Raw genomic sequence first — 16,610 nt, 5'->3', positions numbered from 1 at the left:
GCGGCGGCGGATAACCGGGCGGATGGGCGGGCGTCGGGGCCGGCGCGATCGGAGGCCGGGGGCCGGACGGCGCGTCGGGGCGAGCGGGGTCGGACGGAGTCGGCGCTGGGCTCATGGTCGTGCGGTCGGCGATGGAAGGGCCGGCAGGGGGGAGGGGATCGCGGCCGGACTCGCGGAGACGGGCGGCTCGGCCGCGGCATGGTGTCGGGTGAGACGGTCACGCAGGGCGGTGCGGCCCAGCAATGCGAGCAGCCAGATCAGGAAGCCGATGGCGGTCACGGCGCTGAACATGAAGACGTCGTTGTAGGCGCGGACGTTGGACTCGCGCCGCGCGGCGGCCGCGAGCTGTGCCGTGCCCTGCGCCGAACGCAGCACCGGGTCGCCGATCACGCCGCTGAGCGCCGCGCTCTGCTGCGCCATGCGCATCGCCACCTGGGGATCCGTGCGATCGAGGCCGGCGACGATGGAGGCGGAGAACTCGTGCTCGCGATAGAGCTGATAGGTGTTGAGCACGGCGGAACCGACCAGTCCGCCCAGCGTCTGCGTGATCGAGAACATCACCGAGAAGGTGACCATGTAGGCCGGCCCGTTCTTGAGTGCCTGACCGATGCCGATCAGCATCAGCGGCCCCATGAACATGCCGGCGCCGATGGAGAGCAGGAACTGGCTGACGTAGAAGTCCTGCGGCCGATCCAGGCTGGTGCGGTGATGGTCCAGCAGGCCGGCGATCGCGAACAGCACGATGGACAGCAGGATCTGCGGGACCATGGTCCTGGGCGTGAAGGTCAGCGAGCAGGCCAGCATGCCGACGATCATCCCGACCAGGACGACCGCGAACAGCGGTTGCAGCTGGTCCGGCCCCATGCCTTGCGCGCGCAGGAAGCTGACCGCGCCCACCGACTGCTCGGCGGTCAGGAAGCGCAGGATCATCCCGCCGATGACGAAGCGCACCGTGGCGCCGTTGAAGAACCAGCGGGTCTGGATCAAGGGGTTGGCGCGGTGGTGCTCGATGAACACCGCGATCACCAGGAGCAGCAGGGCGGCGATGAGCAGCCAGGCGAGCCAGGGGGTGTCGAACCACCAGTGCAGGTAGCCCTGCACGAGCACCGCGCAGACCATGGCGACGGCGGGCGCGACCAGGGCGAAGGTGAGGAAGTCGGCGCGCTCGAAGACCTTGATCTGGATGCCGGGCGGCAGCTTGAGCATGACCACGGCGGCGAAGCTGCACAGCGCGAGGCCGGCCTCGAAGAGATAGAGGTTGTGCCAGGACCCTCCGCCCTGGTTGAGCAGCGCGGGTGACACGACCCAGGCCAGCGGGGCGGCGAGCTGGCCGATGCCCACGCCGATGACCAGCATCTTGCCGGTGTGGGTGCGGGGCATGCTCTGCAGCATGTAGAGCAGGCAGAGCGTGGAGCAGGCGGCGCCGGCCAGCCCGCTGGCGGCGCGCACGGCGAGGGTGGTCTCGAAGGTGCCGACGGCCAGGTGGAGCAGCGTGAGCACGGCGTAGACGCCCAGGCCGATCTCGGCGAACCAGCGCATGCCGAATTGCTGGCGGCACTTGAAGACCAGCAGGTTGGCCGTGACGTTGACCATCACGTAGGCGGCGGAGAGCCAGGCGCCTTCGGACGGGGTGAGGCCGAGCTGGCCTTGCAGGACGGGGAGGTTGGCGGTGACCAGGCCGTTGCCGAGCGCGCCGGTGATGCCCACCAGGATGGCGACGAAGGCATAGGCCACGCGGCGCCAGGGCGGATGCCAGGGCATCGACGGAGAGCCCGGCATGCTGGGCTTCTCGTGCTCCTGCCAGTCGGGGACCGGCTTCAGGTAGGGGGAGGTGGCCACGGCGGTCGCTGCGGTGGGGACCGGGCCATTATTCCCTCAAGCGTCCCTTCTCCACCATCTCCTCCGCCGCACGGACCAGGCACATGGCGGAGGCGCCGGCGGCGATGCCGGCGCGCCATTGGCGGTCCGTCAGCACGCCACCGATGCCCACCACCGGCGTGCCCGCCATTCGTGACCACCAGCGCAGTTGCGCCAGGCCTTGCGGCAGCCAGGGCATGTCCTTGGTCGTCGTCGCCCAGAGCGGACCGCAGGCGATGTAGTCGGGCGCGACGCCGCGCGCCCGGCACAGCTCCCACAGGCTGTGGCTGGACAGGCCCAGCCGCACGCCGTGTCTGGCGCGGCGCTGCTGCAGGTCCTCGCGGGACGCGGCGTCCATCGCGGCCCAGTCCTCCTGGCCCAGGTGCAGCGCCCGCGCGCCCTCGTCGAGCGCCAGTTGCCAGTGGTCGTTGATCCACAGCGTCGACGAGCGGCCCGCCATGTCCCGCACCGCCTCGCGGATCGCGGCGCGCAGGGCGTCGTCGGAGCGCCGCGCCGGACCGTCGCCGCGCTTGACCCGCAGCTGCACGTGCTCGAAATGCCCGCTGACCGCGAGCGCCGCGATCCGCTCCGGCCGATCGGTGATCGCGTACAGGCCGCGCGCGAAGGGCGACGGACGGCGCGCCGTCGACAGCACCTCGCGCCAGCGCGACAGCGTCGCGCGATCGGGCGAGGCCTCGTCGTCGAACCCCATCACCGGCAGCGCGCGCGGATCGTCGACGAAGCGGCGGTCCGGCCGCAGCGGGCCCGCGCCGGCGCCCGCCGCATGACCGTCGCGCAGCGCGGTCCAGGTCAGCATCTTGGCCAGCACGACCGCGTCCGGCACCGCGAAGCCGCGCGCCAGCGCCGCCGCCGCGGCGGTCGCGAAGGTGCAGCCGCTGCCGTGGTGATGGAGCGGTTCGCCCTGGCCCGGGACGAGGCGCGGCATCGCGATCCAGCCGGTCGCCAGCGCGCTGTCCAGCCAGTCCATCGCCAGGCCGTCCGCCTGCGAGGTGTCGTCGCCGCCGGTGATGCACACCGCCTGCGCCCCCAGGCCGCGCAGCATCGCCGCGAGCGCCGGCACCGGATGCTGGCCGCTGGCGACGCCGAGCAGCCGTTCCGCCTCGCGGCGGTTCGGGGTGATGAGCGTCGCCTGCGGCAGCAGCTGATGGCGATAGGCGTCGAGCAGCGCGTCGTCGCAGAAGCCCGAGCCCCCCGCCGTCGCGCCGAGCACCGGATCGACCACCAGCAGCGCGTCGCCGCGCTGCGCGAGCAGGGCGTCCGCGGCGGCCGCGCTCGCGAGCAGCCCCGTCTTGATCACCCGAGGGGGCAGGTCTTGCTTCAGCGCGCTCAGCTGCGCGCGAATCTGCGCGACATCGAGCGGGAACACCGCGCACACGCCCAGCGAGTGCTGCGCCGTCACCGCCGCGACCACCGGGCACAGGTGCACGCCCATCGCGGCCGCCGCGCGCGTGTCGGCGCTCAGGCCCGCGCCGCCGCCGCTGTCCGTGCCGGCGACGCTCCAGATCACCGGCGGGTGGGGATCGTCGGTCCAGGGCTGCAGCGCGCTCGCGTCGGGATCGACGTCCGGCGCCCAGGGCGAAGGCAGGCTGGGATGCGGGACGAGCACGGTGCACGGTCCCGCCGATCCCGCGCCGATCCCGGCATCGCGTCGGTCGGCGGAACGGTCGTCCGCGGGTGAGGTGCCGCCTTCCGCGCCTCGAGCCGCGTGACGGGACTCCGCGGCAGCGGCGGCGCGGTCATCCCGGCGAGGCGACGGGGCGGCGTCGATGCGTGTGTTCATGCGTCCCCCAGCAGGAAGGCGTGACCGCTGACTGGCGTGCTCGCGACGGCGAAGGATTGCGTCGGCATCAGGCCGGCGTGGAAGGCCGCGCGGCCCGATCGCACGGCGTCGCGGAAGGCGCCGGCCATCGTCGCCGGATCACCGGCCTGCGCGACCGCGCTGTTCAGCAGCACCGCGTCGAAGCCCAGTTCCATCGCCCGCGCCGCCTGCGAGGGCGCGCCCAGGCCGGCGTCGATCACCAGCACCGTGTCGGGCAGGCGCTCGCGCAGGGTGCGCAGGCCGTGGAGATTCAGCAGGCCCTGACCCGAACCGATCGGCGCGCCCCAGGGCATGAGCAGCGGGCAGCCGGCGTCCAGCAGGCGCCGGCCCAGGATCAGGTCCTCGGTGCAGTAGGGGAAGACGACGAAGCCCTCGCGGACCAGCTCGGTCGCGGCGGTGACCAGCTCGAAGGGATCGGGCTGCAGCGTGTGCTCGTCGCCGACGACCTCGAGCTTGATCCACGCCGTGCCGTAGAGCTCGCGCGCCATGTGGGCGAGCTGCACCGCCTCGCGCGCGCTGCGGCAGCCGGCGGTGTTGGGCAGCAGGCGAGCGCCTTGCTCGCGACCGACGCTCAGCGCCTGCGCCAGCGCGCCGTTGTCGCCCGCCTGCAACGTGCGCTTCAGGCCGACCGTCAGCAGCTGCGTCGACGACGCGCGGATCGCGTCGCACAGCACCGACGGGCTGGGATAGCCAGCGGTGCCGAGGAAGAAGCGGCTCGCCAGGGCCACACCGTCGATGACCAGTTCCGCCTCGATGGATGCGCCGCTCGGCGGGCCCTCGATGCCGGCGGCCTGCGTCGTGCAAGTGGGAGAAGTGGGGAGGGGCATCTCAGCCTCCGACGATGGGTTGGAAGAACAGCACCTGATCGCCGTCGCGCAAGGGCGTGGACGCGCGCGCACCGCGGGCGACGAAGTGGCCGTTGAGCGCGGTCGCGACCGCCTCGGGCGCACGGCGCTCCTGATCGAGCAACTGCGCCAGCGTCGTGCCCCGGGCCAGGGTCAACGCGCGGTCGTCGAGACGCACCGTCATCGAGTCCATCGAGGTCGTCGAGGACGGCGGAAACGACGGGAATGACGGGGCCGGCGACGAGCCGGGTGACGGGACGACGGTGGTCGCGCCGGGGCCGGCGGGAGACGACGCGCGGTCGGATTTGCTCATGAAGACATCTCCAGATCGGTGAGGGCGGCCAGTCCCGCGTCGCCGAGCAGACGCTCGACCAGGGCGGGCGCGAGCAGCCAGCCGTGGCGGTACAGGCCGTTGAGCCGCAGCAGGCCGGGCTCGTGATGGAGGAAGGGCAGGTTGTCGGGCAGCGCCGGGCGCAGGTGCCGGTCCAGGCGCACGATGCGCGCCTCCGACAGCGCCGGCAGCACGCTCTGCGCCGCGGCCATCAGCTCCACCGCCGAGCGCAGCGAGACCGGGCTGCGGTCCTCGCTCTCGATCTCGCTGGCGCCGACGACGAGCTCGCTGTCGCTGCGCGGCACGAGGTAGACCCGGTGCCGCGGATGCAGCAGCCGCGCGGGACGTCGCAGGCCGTGACCGTCCAGCGACAGGGTGACGATCTCGCCCCGCACGCCGCGCAGCGGCAGCGGAGGCCGCGCGCCCAGCCCGCGCGTGTCCAGCGCCCAGTCGCCCGACCAGCGGCCGCCATCGGCGAAGTGGATCTCGCCGGGCAAGACCTGGTCCACGGCGCGCGCCCAGTGCCAGCGCGCGCCCTCGGCGCCCGCGTGCAGCGCGGCCATCGCGGGCACGGGGGCGATCAGTCCCTCGCGCGGCAGGTGCCAGCCGCGCAGGCCCGGCGCGAGCATGGGTTCGAGCGTGGCCAGCTCGTCCGCGCTCAGGGGCTCGGCGCCCGGCATCCGCATCAGCGCGCGTTGCGCCGCGCCCAGGTCGGCGCGATGCGCCAGCAGCAGGCTGCCGTCGGCGCACAGCGGCACCGGCCGCGGCAGCGCCGCGACGATGCGCGGCCACAGGGCCAGCGAGCGCCAGCCCAGCGCGGCGATCTCCGCGCCGCCCTGTTCCTGCTCGGCGAGCGGACTCAGCATGCCCGCCGCGCTGAAGGCGGCCGCGCCCCGCGCGTCGAAGGACGGCGCGGGCTCGGGCGCCGCTTCGAACACGTCGACACGATGCCCGGCCCGCGCCAGCGCCCACGCGCACAGGCGACCGGCCAGGCCGGCGCCCGCGATGGCGATGGTGGCCATCGCGCTCAGGCCTGGCGGATCGGGATGTAGAGCTCGCCGCCGCCGGCCAGGAACTCCGCGCTCTTGGCCCGCATGCCGGCCTCCGCCTCCTCGCCGTGACCGGAACCCCCGTCGCCATGGGGCTTCCCGGCCGTCGACATCGAGACCGCGACGGACGCGCCCGGGGTCGCCTCGCCGTTCGCGGCCAGCGTCGCGCTGTACTCGCGCACGTCCTGCGTGATCTTCATCGAGCAGAACTTGGGCCCGCACATCGAGCAGAAGTGCGCCACCTTCGCGCTGTCCTTGGGCAGGGTCTCGTCGTGGAACTCGCGCGCGGTCTCGGGATCCAGGCCGAGGTTGAACTGGTCTTCCCAGCGGAACTCGAAGCGGGCCTTGGACAGCGCGTCGTCGCGCGAGCGCGCCGCCGGGTGGCCCTTGGCGATGTCGGCCGCGTGCGCGGCGATCTTGTAGGCCATCAGGCCCTGCTTGACGTCGTCGCGATCCGGCAGGCCCAGGTGTTCCTTGGGCGTCACGTAGCAGAGCATCGCGCAGCCGAACCAGCCGATCATCGCGGCGCCGATGCCGCTCGTGATGTGGTCATAGCCCGGCGCGATGTCCGTCGTCAGCGGGCCCAGCGTGTAGAACGGCGCTTCGTCGCAGTGCTTGAGCTGCTCCGTCATGTTGGCCTGGATCATGTGCATCGGCACATGGCCGGGGCCCTCGATCATGGTCTGCACGTCGTGCTTCCACGCCACCTTGGTCAGCTCGCCCAGCGTGCGCAGCTCGGCGAACTGGGCCTCGTCGTTGGCGTCCGCCAGCGAGCCCGGCCGCAGTCCGTCGCCCAGCGAGAAGCTGACGTCGTAGGCCTTCATGATCTCGCAGATCTCCTCGAAGTGCGTGTACAGGAAGTTCTCGCGGTGATGCGCGATGCACCACTTCGCCAGGATGGAGCCGCCGCGCGAGACGATGCCGGTACGGCGCTTGACCGTCATCGGCACGAAGGGCAGGCGCACGCCGGCGTGGATGGTGAAGTAGTCGACGCCCTGCTCGGCCTGCTCGATCAGCGTGTCGCGGAACAGCGCCCAGGTCAGGTCCTCGGCCACGCCGCCGACCTTCTCCAGCGCCTGGTAGATGGGCACGGTGCCGATGGGCACGGGGCTGTTGCGCAGGATCCAGTCGCGCGTCGTGTGGATGTTGCGACCGGTGGAGAGGTCCATCACCGTGTCCGCGCCCCAGCGCGTGGCCCAGACCAGCTTCTCGACCTCCTCCTCGATGCCCGAGCTCACCGCCGAGTTGCCGATGTTGGCGTTGACCTTGACCAGGAAGTTGCGGCCGATGGCCATCGGCTCGACTTCCGGATGGTTGATGTTGGCCGGGATGATCGCGCGGCCGCGGGCGATCTCGTCGCGCACGAACTCGGGCGTGATCACCGACGGGATCGCGGCGCCCAGGCCCTCGCCGCGCAGGCGCTGCTCGCGCTCGGCATCGGTGAGGTACTCGTTCATCCAGGCGCGGCGGCCGTTCTCGCGGATGGCGACGTACTCCATCTCCGCCGTGACGATGCCGCGCCTGGCGTAGTGCATCTGCGTCACGTTGGCGCCGGAGACGGCGCGGCGCGGCGTGCGCGACAGGCCCGCGCCGTGCGCGCGCAGCGCCTGCTGCTGGGCGGCCTCGCGCAGGCCGTCGTCGAAGAGCTGCACCGGGCGGCCGGCATAGGACTCGGTGTCACCGCGCGCGGCGATCCACTCGGCGCGCGGCGTGGGCAGGCCGCGCCGCACGTCGGTCGGCACCGCGGGATCGGTGTAGGGGCCGGAGGTGTCGTAGACGGCGATGCGTTCGCCGTTGGTCAGCGCGATCTCGCGCAGCGGCACGCGCAGCGCCGGATGCAGCACGCCAGGCTCGTGGGTCTTGGTCGAGGCGGGCAGCGGCGCGCGGCTGGCGGCCAGACGCTCGTGGAAGTCGACGGCGGCATCGCCGGCGGACGAGGAAAGGGACAGGTCTTGCGTCATCGGGACATCTCCGGTTGGGCGCCGGAGGCTGGACCGATGCGGTCGTGAAGGCGTGGGGAACAGGGCCCTTCGGGCGGCGGACCCGGGCCGGCGCGAGCGGATGTCGCGGACCTGGGCCGGGCCTGGGCGGTCCGCTCGCGCGCTTGTCGCGGGAGTGGGCCGGAAGGGCGGGCTCTTCTTACGCCGGTACGAACCGGATCAAGTTCAGCGGGTCCACGGCTTCATCGCCATGTCTCAGCCCGTGCCGCGTCATGCGGCCCAGGGCACCCCGGAGCAGGCGCGCAGTATAGGCGCGGCCCGGCGCATCCGTGAACGGTTCGTGAAATCGTGGACGGCCGGCAGCCGCGACCGCCGCCAGCCCGGGCAAACCCCGAGGGTCCGTCACGCACGTGACTTCATACACTGCGGCGCTCGCGCTCGGGTGCGATCTGCAGAACGACAAACCAAGAAATCAACAGACCCGCGCGCTCCAAGAGGGTGGAGTGATGAGCCGCAGAAGTCCCCAGTCCCCGCGCCGGCAAGACCCGGCACGGCGTCCCATGCCGGTCCCGGCCCTGGTGCTCGCCATGCTGATGGCCGCCGGTGCCGCGCAGGCGCAGACCGCCACGGGCGCCCAGGCCGCGCAGGGCACCGTCGGTGCCGCGACCGCCGATCCCAAGGCCCCGCTGAGCGACGTCGACCGCGCCAAGCGCGACGCCGACAAGGTCTTCCAGTGGATCAAGTTCCACGCCGAGAAGGGCGAGGCGCGCAAGGCCGCCGAGAAGCAGCACGAGGCCAGGACCGAGCCGCCCAAGGCCGTCGCCAAGCCGGCGACCGCGCCCGCGGCGCCCGCGGTGACCGCCAAGCGGCAGGACCTCGATCCGGTCGCGGAACGCGCGCTCGCCGAGCGCGCCCAGGCCGAGCGCGGGACCGCGTCGCCCGCGCCCCTCGTGACGCCGCCGCCCGCGACGCAGACCGCGGCCGCTCCTTCGGGCGGCGCGCCATCGCCCGCCGTGGCGCAGGCGACCGAGCCGCCCCAGGTCGTGGCCATGGCCGCGCCGGCGACCACGGCGCCGGCCGGGAAGCCGCCCGCCGCCATGCCCGCGCCGACGCCCAAGGTCGCCGAGCCCGAGGAGGACGCGCCGCTCAAGCTGATCCGCAAGGTCGATCCGGAATACCCGCGCAACTGGCTCCAGCAGCAGCGCAACGGCTCGGTGGAGGTGCGCTTCACCGTGCGCCCGGACGGCTCCATCGAATCGGCCGAGGCGCTGCGCGCGCCGGACCGCAAGGTCGCGGCCGCCGTGGTCAACGCGGTCAAGCAGTGGCGCTTCGAGCCCGTGAACCGGCCGCGCCAGGTGAGCGTGGAGATCGGCTTCCAGGTCGACTGACCCGGCGCGCCCGCGCGCCTCACATCCCGTACATCGCCGCCTGGTCGAAGGGCGTGAGCTCCGCCGCGAGCGCGTCCAGGAACAGGCGCGTGCGCAGCGGCATCAGCCGGCGCTGCGGGAACACGGCCCAGCAGGTCGAGGGCTCCGCGCACCAGCCCGGCAGCACGCGCACCAGCTCGCCCCGGTCGACGAAGGCCTGCGCGTACTGGTTGCCGACCCAGGTGATGCCCAGCCCCGCGCGCGCCATCTGCAGCAGCATGTCGGGCGCGTTCACCAGCGTGCGGCTCTCCGGCACGCCCACCCATTCCTGGCGCTGATCGGCCTGGCCATCGACGATGCCGAACAGCCGCCAGGGCAGCGGCTCGCCGGCGCGGCTCAGGATCATCAGGCCGTGCATGCTGATCAGGCCTTCCGGCAACTGCGGCTCGCCATGCCGGCGCAGGTAGTCGGGCGAGGCGTACAGCCCGCTGCTGAACATCGCCATCCGGCGCGCCGCCAACTGGCTGTCCGGCGGCAGCGTGCCCATGCGCAGCGCGATGTCGAAGCCCTCGGCGATCAGGTCCACCCGGCGCGGCGACAGGTCCAGCTCCAGCTGCACCTCGGGATAGTCGCCGACGAACCGGCTCAGCATGGCCACCAGCATCTGGTGCGCGAAGTCCGCGGGCATCGACACCCGCAGCCGGCCGGTGGGCCGCTGCTGCCGGTGCAGCGCCAGGGCCAGGGCCCCATCCACCTCGCCGGCCAGCACCCGCGCGTGCTCCAGCACGCCCTGGCCGAAGTCGGTCAGCGTCAGCCGCCGGGTGCTGCGTTGCAGGAGCTTCTCCCCCAGCCGTTCCTCCAGCGCCGCGATCCGGCGCGACACCGTGGACTTGGGCAGCTGCAGACGCTCGGCCGCGCGGCTGAAGCTGCCGCTTTCCATCACGCGGGCGAATACGAGCAGGTCATCGGCGTCGAGGCTCATGGCAGGTCCATTGTTCGTCCAATGGAACAATCTTATCCAGATCGATGGCTTCCGGGCGCATGGGGCGATCAATACAGTTCAGTCATCCCCTCTCACCGGCCCTGACCGGCCACCACCGAACCCGGAGCAACGCACCATGAACATCCTGCAAATCAATTCCAGCGCCCGCCGTCTGCATGAAGGCCAGGGTTCCGTGTCGACCCTGCTGGCCAACGAGGTCGTGCAAGGCCTGGTCGAGCGCAACGCCGGCGCCCAAGTCCACGTCCATGACCTGGCCGTGCGTCCGCTGCCGGCCATGGACGAGGCCACGCTGGGCGCGCTGTTCACCCCGGCCGACGCCCGCACCCAGGCGCAAGCCGACCGCGTCGCCTTCAACGACCAACTGATCGCCGAGCTGCAGGCCGCCGACGTCGTCGTGCTGACCGCCCCGATGATCAACTTCGGCGTGTCCTCGCAGCTGAAGAACTGGATCGACGCGGTGGCGCGCGCCGGCGTGACCTTCCGCTACACCGCCACGGGTCCGGAAGGCCTGCTGACCGGCAAGAAGGTCATCGTGGTGAGCAGCCGCGGTGGCGTCCACCGCGACCAGCCGACCGACAACATCGTCCCCTACCTGAAGGTCACGCTGGCCTTCCTGGGCATGAAGGACGTGGACTTCGTGCTGGCCGAAGGCCTGAACATGGGCGAGGAAGCCGCGGCCAAGGGCCTGGCCACCGCCCGCGAAGAGATCGCGGCCATCCTGGGCGAAACCCAGCCGGCCTGATCGCCCTCGCGCCAGTCGTGCGTCCCGCGGGACTGGCGCGTGCTCCGACCGTCGGAGCGAGACGTCCGCATTCAAGGTAATCGAGGAAAGGAATCCATCATGACCGCCGCCACCCCTGTCACCACCATCACGACGCCCCGCCAGGTCGAGCGCCTGGTGCAGGGAACCGCCACGCGCGACGGCGCGGGCGTCAAGCTGACGCGCGTGCTCACGCACGACCTGCAGCGGCGGCTGGATCCCTTCCTGATGCTGGACGCCTTCGGCACCGACAACGCCGACGACTACATCGCCGGTTTCCCCGACCACCCGCACCGCGGCTTCGAGACCGTGACCTACATGCTGGACGGCCGCATGCGCCATCGCGACTCGGCCGGCAATGAAGGCCTGCTCGGTCCCGGCGGCGTGCAGTGGATGACCGCCGGCCGTGGCGTCATCCATTCGGAACTGCCCGAGCAGCAGGAGGGCCGGATGGAAGGCTTCCAGCTGTGGCTGAACCTGCCCGGTCGCGACAAGATGCGCGACCCCTGGTACCGCGACATCCCGAGCGAGGAGATCCCCGAGCTCGCGCTGCCCGGCGCCCAGGTGCGTGTCATCGCCGGCGAGAGCCACGGCGTGGCCGGCGCGGTGCAACGCGACGCGACGCTGCCGACCTACCTGGACATCCATCTGGAGCCGGGCGTCAGCTTCGAGCAGGCGCTGCCCGCGACGCACAACGCCTTCGTCTACGTGTATCGGGGCGCGCTGCGCTTCGACACCGGCTGCCTGGTCAACAGCGGCCGCATGGCGATCCTGGCCAACACGCCGGGCTCGGACGGCGTGCGGCTGACCGCGTCGGACGAAGGCGCCCGCGTGATCCTGATCGCCGGCCAGCCGCTGGGCGAGCCGATCGCGCAGTACGGTCCGTTCGTCATGAACACCGAGGGCGAGCTGCTCCAGGCGGTGCGGGACTTCCAGGCGGGCAAGTTCGCTTGAGCCGTGGGCACCCGTGGCGCGCCAGGACCGGTCCGCGAGGGCCGGCCCCCGGCGCCTCGATGACAGTGGAAGGCCGTCGCGATGCGACGGCCTTCTTGCGTCCGGCGTCCCCGGGCCTCGCGGCCGGGACGGCCCTTACTGCGGCGCCTTCAGCGGCGGCACGACCGGGGCCTTGAGCCGCGGACCGTCGAAGCCGTGCACGGCGCCGAAGCGGCCGCCGTCCTCGCGGGCGTTCCACTCCTCGGCGTAGGCGAGCATCTCCTCGCGCGAGCGGCCGACGAAGTTCCAGAACAGCAGCACCGGCTCATCGAAGGGCGGGCCGCCCAGCAGCAGCGCGCGGCTCTTGCCGCCGCCCGAGAGCAGGTGCAGCGACTGCGCGCCCGGCGCGACGTAGAGCAGCTCGCCGGGCTTGCTCATGCCGGTGGATTCGCCATCGACGGTCACCGAGAGCTCGCCCTCGAGCACCATCAGCCCGTACTCGTGGTCGGGATGCAGCGCCAGCGTCGCCTCGGCGGCGCGGGCGGCGCTCAGGTCCATGGCCAGCAGCGGCGTGTGGCTGGGCACCGGCGAGCGCCGGCCGCCGGACTCGCCCACCAGCAGCATGGTGTCGAAGCCGCCGGTCGCGAAGGACGGCAGCTCGGGGAAGTGCTCGAAGGCGGGGGGACAGTCGCGCACCGCGTCGGGCAGCGCGATCCACAGCTGGGCCAGCTGCAGGCGATCGGACTGCGACTCCTCGGTATGGCTGATGCCGCGGCCGGCCGTCATGAGGTTCACCTGACCGGGGCGCAGCATCTGCTCGGAGCCCAGGCTGTCGCGATGCAGCACCTCGCCCTCGATCATCCAGCTGAAGGTCTGCAGGCCGGTGTGCGGATGCGGACCGACGCGCATCGCCGTGGTCGGCGTCAGGTCCGCCGGGCCGGCGTGGTCCAGGAAGCACCAGGCGCCGACCATGCGTCGCCTGGCGGTCGGCAGCGCGCGGCGGATGGTCAGGCCGCCGACGTCGCCCAGGTGCGCGGTCAGGCGCTCCCAGCGGGCGGGTCGCGGGTCGAAGGGGGATGTGTCGCTCATGGGGCGGCTCCTTGCGAAAGGTCGTCGAGGATGGGGCAGTCGGGGCGATCGTCGCCGTGGCAGCAATGCGCCAGGCCGGCCAGCGCGCGGCGCATGGCCTGCATCTCGGCCATGCGGCGGTCCAGATCGGCGATGTGAGACTCGGCGATGCGCTTGACCTGCGCGCTGGCGCGGCGGCGGTTCTGCCAGAGCTTGAGCAGCTCGCCGATCTCGGCCATCGAGAAGCCCAGGTCGCGCGCGCGCCGGATGAAGCGCAGCGTGTGGACTTCCTTGTCGCCGTAGAGCCGGTAGCCGGACTCGGTGCGCGCCACCGGCGGCAGCAGGCCCAGCGACTCGTAGTGGCGCAGCATCTTGGGCGACACGCCGGAGCGCTCGGCCGCCTGGCCGATGGTCAGCGGACCGGCGGAAGCGGCCGATGCGGCGGGAGAGGCGGTGGACGCGGGCATCACGCGGCTCCTGTGTGGGTCGACGAGGCGGTCGAAGTCGGGGGCAGGTGTTGCCCGGCGGTGCCGCGCCAGCGCTTGAGCAGCAGCGCGTTGCCCAGCACCGACACGCTGGACAGCGCCATCGCGGCGCCGGCGATCACCGGGCTGAGCAGGCCCAGCGCGGCCAGCGGCACGCCGAGCAGGTTGTAGACGAAGGCCCAGAACAGGTTCTGGCGGATCTTGGCCACGGTCGCGCGCGACAGCGCGATCGCGTCGGCGACCAGGCGCGGATCGCCGCGCATCAGCGTGATGCCGGCGGCCTCGATGGCGACGTCGGTGCCGCCGCCCATCGCCAGGCCGACGTCGGCCGCGGCCAGCGCCGGCGCGTCGTTGATGCCGTCGCCGACCATGGCCACGCGCGATCCGGCCGTGCGCAACTCGGCGACGATGCGGGCCTTGTCCTCGGGCAGCAGCTCGGCGCGGACCTCGTCCAGCCCGAGCGAGGCGCCCACCGCGGCGGCCGCGGCGGCGTTGTCGCCACTGAGCATCAGCGTGCGCAGACCCATCGCGCGCAAGCGCGTGATGGCCTCGGGCGATCCGTCCTTCACGCGATCACCGAAGGCCAGCATCGCGACCAGCGTCGGCGCGCCCGGACCGTCGGACGCGGCCATCCACGACAACGTGCGGCCTTGCGCGAGCGCCGCATCCGCGGACGCGCGCAGCGGGGTCAGGTCCACGCCCAGTTCCTCCATCCAGCGGCTGCTGCCGAGCAGCAGGTCGTTGGGGTGGGCCGGAAGACCCTCACCCCAGCCCTCTCCCGCAAGCGGGAGAGGGAGTGAACGGGCGCCGCTCGGTGCCGCAAGCGGGAGAGGGAGCGACGAGCGGGCATCGCTCGGTGCCGCAAGCGGGAGAGGGAGCGACGAGCGGGCATCGCTCGGTGCCGCAAGTGGGAGAGGGAGCGAGCGTGCGTCGCCCGCTGCCGCAAGTGGGAGCGGGAGCGAACGGGCGCCGTGCCCGTCGCGGACGCGACCGCTGATGCCGCGGCCCGCCGAGGCGCGCAACTCGCTGGCGACCGGCACCGGGAGGCCACGTTGCGCGGCGGCATCCCGCACGGCGCGCGCCAGGGGATGCTCGCTGCCTTGCTGGAGTGCCGCCGCGAGCGCGAGCGCATCGGCCTCGTCCTGGCCGGGCGCCGCGACGAAGTCGATCAGGCGCGGCTTGCCCTCGGTCAGCGTGCCGGTCTTGTCGAAGACGACCAGGTCCACGCCGCGCGCGTGCTCGAGCGCCTCGGCATCCTTGACCAGCAGCCCGCGCCGCGCGGCCACGCCGGTGCCGACCATGATCGCGGCCGGCGTCGCCAGGCCCAGCGCGCAGGGGCAGGCGATGACCAGCACCGCGACCGAGTGGATCAGCGCGCGTTCCCAGTCACCGGTCGCCAGGCCCCAGGCCAGCAGCGTGACCGCCGCGATCACCAGCACCGTCGGCACGAAGACCGCGCTGACCTTGTCCACCAGACGCTGGATCGGCGCCTTGTGCGCCTGCGCCGACTCGACCAGCCGCACGATGCGCGACAGCGTGGACTCGGCGCCCAGCGCGGTGACCTCGACCAGCATCAGGCCCTCGCCGTTGACCGCGCCGCCGACGACGCGGTCACCTTCCCGCTTCTCCACCGGCAGGCTCTCGCCGCTGATCAGCGATTCGTCGACCTGGCTGCGGCCTTCGCGGATGCGGCCGTCGGCGGGGATGCGCTCGCCGGGGCGAACGACCATCAGGTCCTTCAGACGCAGGCGCGCGACGGGCAGGTCGATGTCGGCGCCGTCGCGGCGCACGCGGGCGTGCTCCGGCCGCAGCTGCCTGAGCGCGGCGATGGCGCTCAGCGTCTGGCGCTTGGCGCGGCCTTCCAGCCACTTGCCCAGCAGCACCAGCGTGATCACCGCGGCCGCGGACTCGAAGTAGAGCGCCGGGCTCATCGGACCGTCGCGCAGCAGTTCGTAGACGCTCAGGCCGTAGGCGGCGCTGGTGCCCAGCGCGACCAGCAGGTCCATGTTGCCGCTGCGGTCCTTCAGCGCCGCCCAGCCGGCGCGATAGAAGCGGGCGCCCAGCCAGAACTGCACCGGCGTGGCCAGCACCAGCTGCCACCAGCCGTCGATCATCCAGTGCGCGCCCCACAGCATCGCGACCATGGGCGCGACCAGCGGCAGCGACAGCGCCGCCGCGATCAGCACCGGCCAGCCGGTGGCGGACCAGGCGACGGGGCGGGGTGCGTCGGCCTGATCCTCGACCAGCGGCTGCGCCTCGTAGCCGGCCTTGACGATCGCGGCCACCAGCGCGTCCGCGTCCACACCGGGCGCGCGCACGGTGGCGGTCTCGGCGGCGAGGTTGACCTCGGCCTGCTCGACGCCCGGCACCTTGCGCAGGGCGCGCTCGACGCGGTTGACGCAGCTGGCGCAGGTCATGCCGGAAACGGCGAACTGCAACTCCGCGTCCGTCGACGGGGAGGGCGAGGCGAGGGAAGGGGTGGCGGTGTTCATGGCGGAAGTCTCAAGCTTGCCATGATGGGAAGGTCAAGGCCATGCCCCGTTCGAGAGAAGGGACGGGGCGCCGATCGGGGGCGCGACCCGCGCACGCGGTATCGACGACCTTGATGATGGCGGGGTGACCGGAGGGCCGTCGGTTGACCTTGCCATGATGGCAAGGTTTAACCTTCGGGCCATTCCTTTCTCATTCCTTCCAACTCGCATCCTTCAAGGAGTCTCTCCATGCATGAATTCAAGCTGCCCGACATGAGCTGCGGCCACTGCCGCGCCGCGGTGACCGAGGCGGTCAAGGAAGTCGACGCGCAAGCCGAGGTGGTCGTCGACCTGGGCGCGAAGACCGCCCAGGTGAACAGCGCCGCCACCCGCGAGCAGCTGGCGGCGGCGCTGACCGAGGCCGGCTACCCGCCCGCCTGAGCGAAGCCCCTTGCGAAGTCGCCCGGTCGGCGGCGGCCCCCTCTCCCGCTGGGCGGGAGAGGGCTGGGGTGAGGGTCTTCGGGCTCAGGCGTACTGCAACGCTCCCACCCTCACCCCCGCCCTCTCCCGCCCCGCGGGCGAGGGAGTAATACAGCACCGAGCGTGATAGCCGATTGCCGATTGCCGATTGCCGATTGCTCGGACGCCGCACGCGTCACCC

General features: G+C 72.5%; 14 protein-coding genes and 1 riboswitch. Of the genes, 4 read left to right on the top strand and 10 right to left on the bottom strand.

Annotated features, from left to right (window positions below; all coding sequences use genetic code 11):
- Window positions 1-111 precede the first annotated feature (111 nt).
- The 6 genes from MCHT01_RS23995 to thiC all read right to left on the bottom strand — a co-directional run bounded on the left by MCHT01_RS23995 (window position 112) and on the right by thiC (window position 7,883).
- Window positions 112-1,839, bottom strand: a complete 1,728-nt coding sequence (locus tag MCHT01_RS23995; RefSeq protein WP_245643610.1) for an MFS transporter — start codon at window positions 1,837-1,839, stop codon at window positions 112-114.
- Window positions 1,840-1,867: 28 nt separating this feature from the next.
- Window positions 1,868-3,484 (bottom strand): bifunctional hydroxymethylpyrimidine kinase/phosphomethylpyrimidine kinase, encoded by a 1,617-nt coding sequence (locus tag MCHT01_RS23990; protein ID WP_067069832.1) that lies wholly within the window; start codon window positions 3,482-3,484, stop codon window positions 1,868-1,870.
- A gap of 170 nt (window positions 3,485-3,654) precedes the next feature.
- Window positions 3,655-4,524, bottom strand: coding sequence for a thiazole synthase (locus tag MCHT01_RS23985; protein WP_084453301.1), 870 nt, complete (start codon window positions 4,522-4,524; stop codon window positions 3,655-3,657).
- Window position 4,525: 1 nt separating this feature from the next.
- Entirely contained in the window at window positions 4,526-4,855 is a 330-nt protein-coding gene (gene thiS / locus MCHT01_RS27625; protein WP_084453300.1) for a sulfur carrier protein ThiS, read from the bottom strand.
- Window positions 4,852-5,895 carry an FAD-dependent oxidoreductase gene (locus tag MCHT01_RS23975; RefSeq protein ID WP_067069827.1) on the bottom strand — a complete coding sequence of 348 codons (1,044 nt, stop codon included), beginning with the start codon at window positions 5,893-5,895 and terminating at the stop codon, window positions 4,852-4,854. The genes thiS and MCHT01_RS23975 overlap by 4 nt, the downstream gene beginning before the upstream one ends.
- A 5-nt stretch (window positions 5,896-5,900) precedes the next feature.
- Window positions 5,901-7,883, bottom strand: a complete 1,983-nt coding sequence (thiC, locus tag MCHT01_RS23970) for a phosphomethylpyrimidine synthase ThiC (RefSeq protein WP_067069824.1) — start codon at window positions 7,881-7,883, stop codon at window positions 5,901-5,903.
- Between the two features lie 158 nt (window positions 7,884-8,041).
- Window positions 8,042-8,164: riboswitch (TPP riboswitch) on the bottom strand.
- Between the two features lie 258 nt (window positions 8,165-8,422).
- Between thiC and MCHT01_RS23965 the strand changes: the two genes are divergently transcribed.
- Window positions 8,423-9,250: a TonB family protein gene (locus MCHT01_RS23965; protein WP_067069821.1), complete on the top strand. Its 828-nt coding sequence runs from the start codon at window positions 8,423-8,425 to the stop codon at window positions 9,248-9,250.
- Window positions 9,251-9,269: 19 nt separating this feature from the next.
- Here MCHT01_RS23965 and MCHT01_RS23960 read toward each other — a convergent pair whose 3' ends face one another.
- The gene (locus MCHT01_RS23960; RefSeq protein ID WP_067069818.1) at window positions 9,270-10,211 is read right to left on the bottom strand and encodes a LysR family transcriptional regulator; all 942 of its coding nucleotides are present in this window, start codon (window positions 10,209-10,211) and stop codon (window positions 9,270-9,272) included.
- A 136-nt stretch (window positions 10,212-10,347) separates the two neighbouring features.
- Here MCHT01_RS23960 and MCHT01_RS23955 point away from each other — a divergent pair, with 136 nt between their 5' ends.
- The gene (locus MCHT01_RS23955) at window positions 10,348-10,974 is read left to right on the top strand and encodes an FMN-dependent NADH-azoreductase (protein ID WP_067069815.1); all 627 of its coding nucleotides are present in this window, start codon (window positions 10,348-10,350) and stop codon (window positions 10,972-10,974) included.
- Window positions 10,975-11,073: 99 nt separating this feature from the next.
- The gene (locus MCHT01_RS23950) at window positions 11,074-11,946 is read left to right on the top strand and encodes a pirin family protein (protein WP_067069812.1); all 873 of its coding nucleotides are present in this window, start codon (window positions 11,074-11,076) and stop codon (window positions 11,944-11,946) included.
- 135 nt (window positions 11,947-12,081) lie between these two features.
- On the opposite strand, the gene MCHT01_RS23945 is transcribed toward MCHT01_RS23950, so the two are convergent.
- The 3 genes from MCHT01_RS23945 to MCHT01_RS23935 are packed head-to-tail and all read right to left on the bottom strand — an operon-like array spanning window position 12,082 to window position 15,970.
- Window positions 12,082-13,014 carry a pirin family protein gene (locus tag MCHT01_RS23945; RefSeq protein ID WP_067069809.1) on the bottom strand — a complete coding sequence of 311 codons (933 nt, stop codon included), beginning with the start codon at window positions 13,012-13,014 and terminating at the stop codon, window positions 12,082-12,084.
- Entirely contained in the window at window positions 13,011-13,460 is a 450-nt protein-coding gene (cueR, locus tag MCHT01_RS23940; RefSeq protein ID WP_067069806.1) for a Cu(I)-responsive transcriptional regulator, read from the bottom strand. The genes MCHT01_RS23945 and cueR overlap by 4 nt, the downstream gene beginning before the upstream one ends.
- Entirely contained in the window at window positions 13,460-15,970 is a 2,511-nt protein-coding gene (locus tag MCHT01_RS23935; RefSeq protein ID WP_148661694.1) for a heavy metal translocating P-type ATPase, read from the bottom strand. Before MCHT01_RS23935 ends, cueR begins: the two co-directional genes overlap by 1 nt.
- A gap of 228 nt (window positions 15,971-16,198) precedes the next feature.
- On the opposite strand from MCHT01_RS23935, the gene MCHT01_RS23930 reads away from it, so the two are divergent.
- Window positions 16,199-16,390 carry a heavy-metal-associated domain-containing protein gene (locus tag MCHT01_RS23930; RefSeq protein WP_067069804.1) on the top strand — a complete coding sequence of 64 codons (192 nt, stop codon included), beginning with the start codon at window positions 16,199-16,201 and terminating at the stop codon, window positions 16,388-16,390.
- Window positions 16,391-16,610: the final 220 nt, after the last annotated feature.

Source organism: Mitsuaria chitosanitabida ATCC BAA-476 = NBRC 102408 (assembly GCF_001598255.1).
Classification (GTDB): domain Bacteria; phylum Pseudomonadota; class Gammaproteobacteria; order Burkholderiales; family Burkholderiaceae_C; genus Roseateles; species Roseateles chitosanitabidus.
The sequence above is the reverse complement of the archived record's forward strand: the minus strand, read 5'-3'. Positions and strand labels throughout refer to the sequence as shown.

Coding starts and splice junctions, on each gene's coding strand:
- MCHT01_RS23975 (WP_067069827.1), bottom strand. CDS start 5,895: ATGGCCACCATCGCCATCGCGGGCGCCGGCCTGGCCGGTCGCCTGTGC.
- MCHT01_RS23965 (WP_067069821.1), top strand. CDS start 8,423: ATGCCGGTCCCGGCCCTGGTGCTCGCCATGCTGATGGCCGCCGGTGCC.
- thiC (WP_067069824.1), bottom strand. CDS start 7,883: ATGACGCAAGACCTGTCCCTTTCCTCGTCCGCCGGCGATGCCGCCGTC.
- MCHT01_RS23955 (WP_067069815.1), top strand. CDS start 10,348: ATGAACATCCTGCAAATCAATTCCAGCGCCCGCCGTCTGCATGAAGGC.
- MCHT01_RS23930 (WP_067069804.1), top strand. CDS start 16,199: ATGCATGAATTCAAGCTGCCCGACATGAGCTGCGGCCACTGCCGCGCC.
- MCHT01_RS23935 (WP_148661694.1), bottom strand. CDS start 15,970: ATGAACACCGCCACCCCTTCCCTCGCCTCGCCCTCCCCGTCGACGGAC.
- MCHT01_RS23950 (WP_067069812.1), top strand. CDS start 11,074: ATGACCGCCGCCACCCCTGTCACCACCATCACGACGCCCCGCCAGGTC.
- thiS (WP_084453300.1), bottom strand. CDS start 4,855: ATGAGCAAATCCGACCGCGCGTCGTCTCCCGCCGGCCCCGGCGCGACC.
- MCHT01_RS23985 (WP_084453301.1), bottom strand. CDS start 4,524: ATGCCCCTCCCCACTTCTCCCACTTGCACGACGCAGGCCGCCGGCATC.
- MCHT01_RS23945 (WP_067069809.1), bottom strand. CDS start 13,014: ATGAGCGACACATCCCCCTTCGACCCGCGACCCGCCCGCTGGGAGCGC.
- cueR (WP_067069806.1), bottom strand. CDS start 13,460: ATGCCCGCGTCCACCGCCTCTCCCGCCGCATCGGCCGCTTCCGCCGGT.
- MCHT01_RS23960 (WP_067069818.1), bottom strand. CDS start 10,211: ATGAGCCTCGACGCCGATGACCTGCTCGTATTCGCCCGCGTGATGGAA.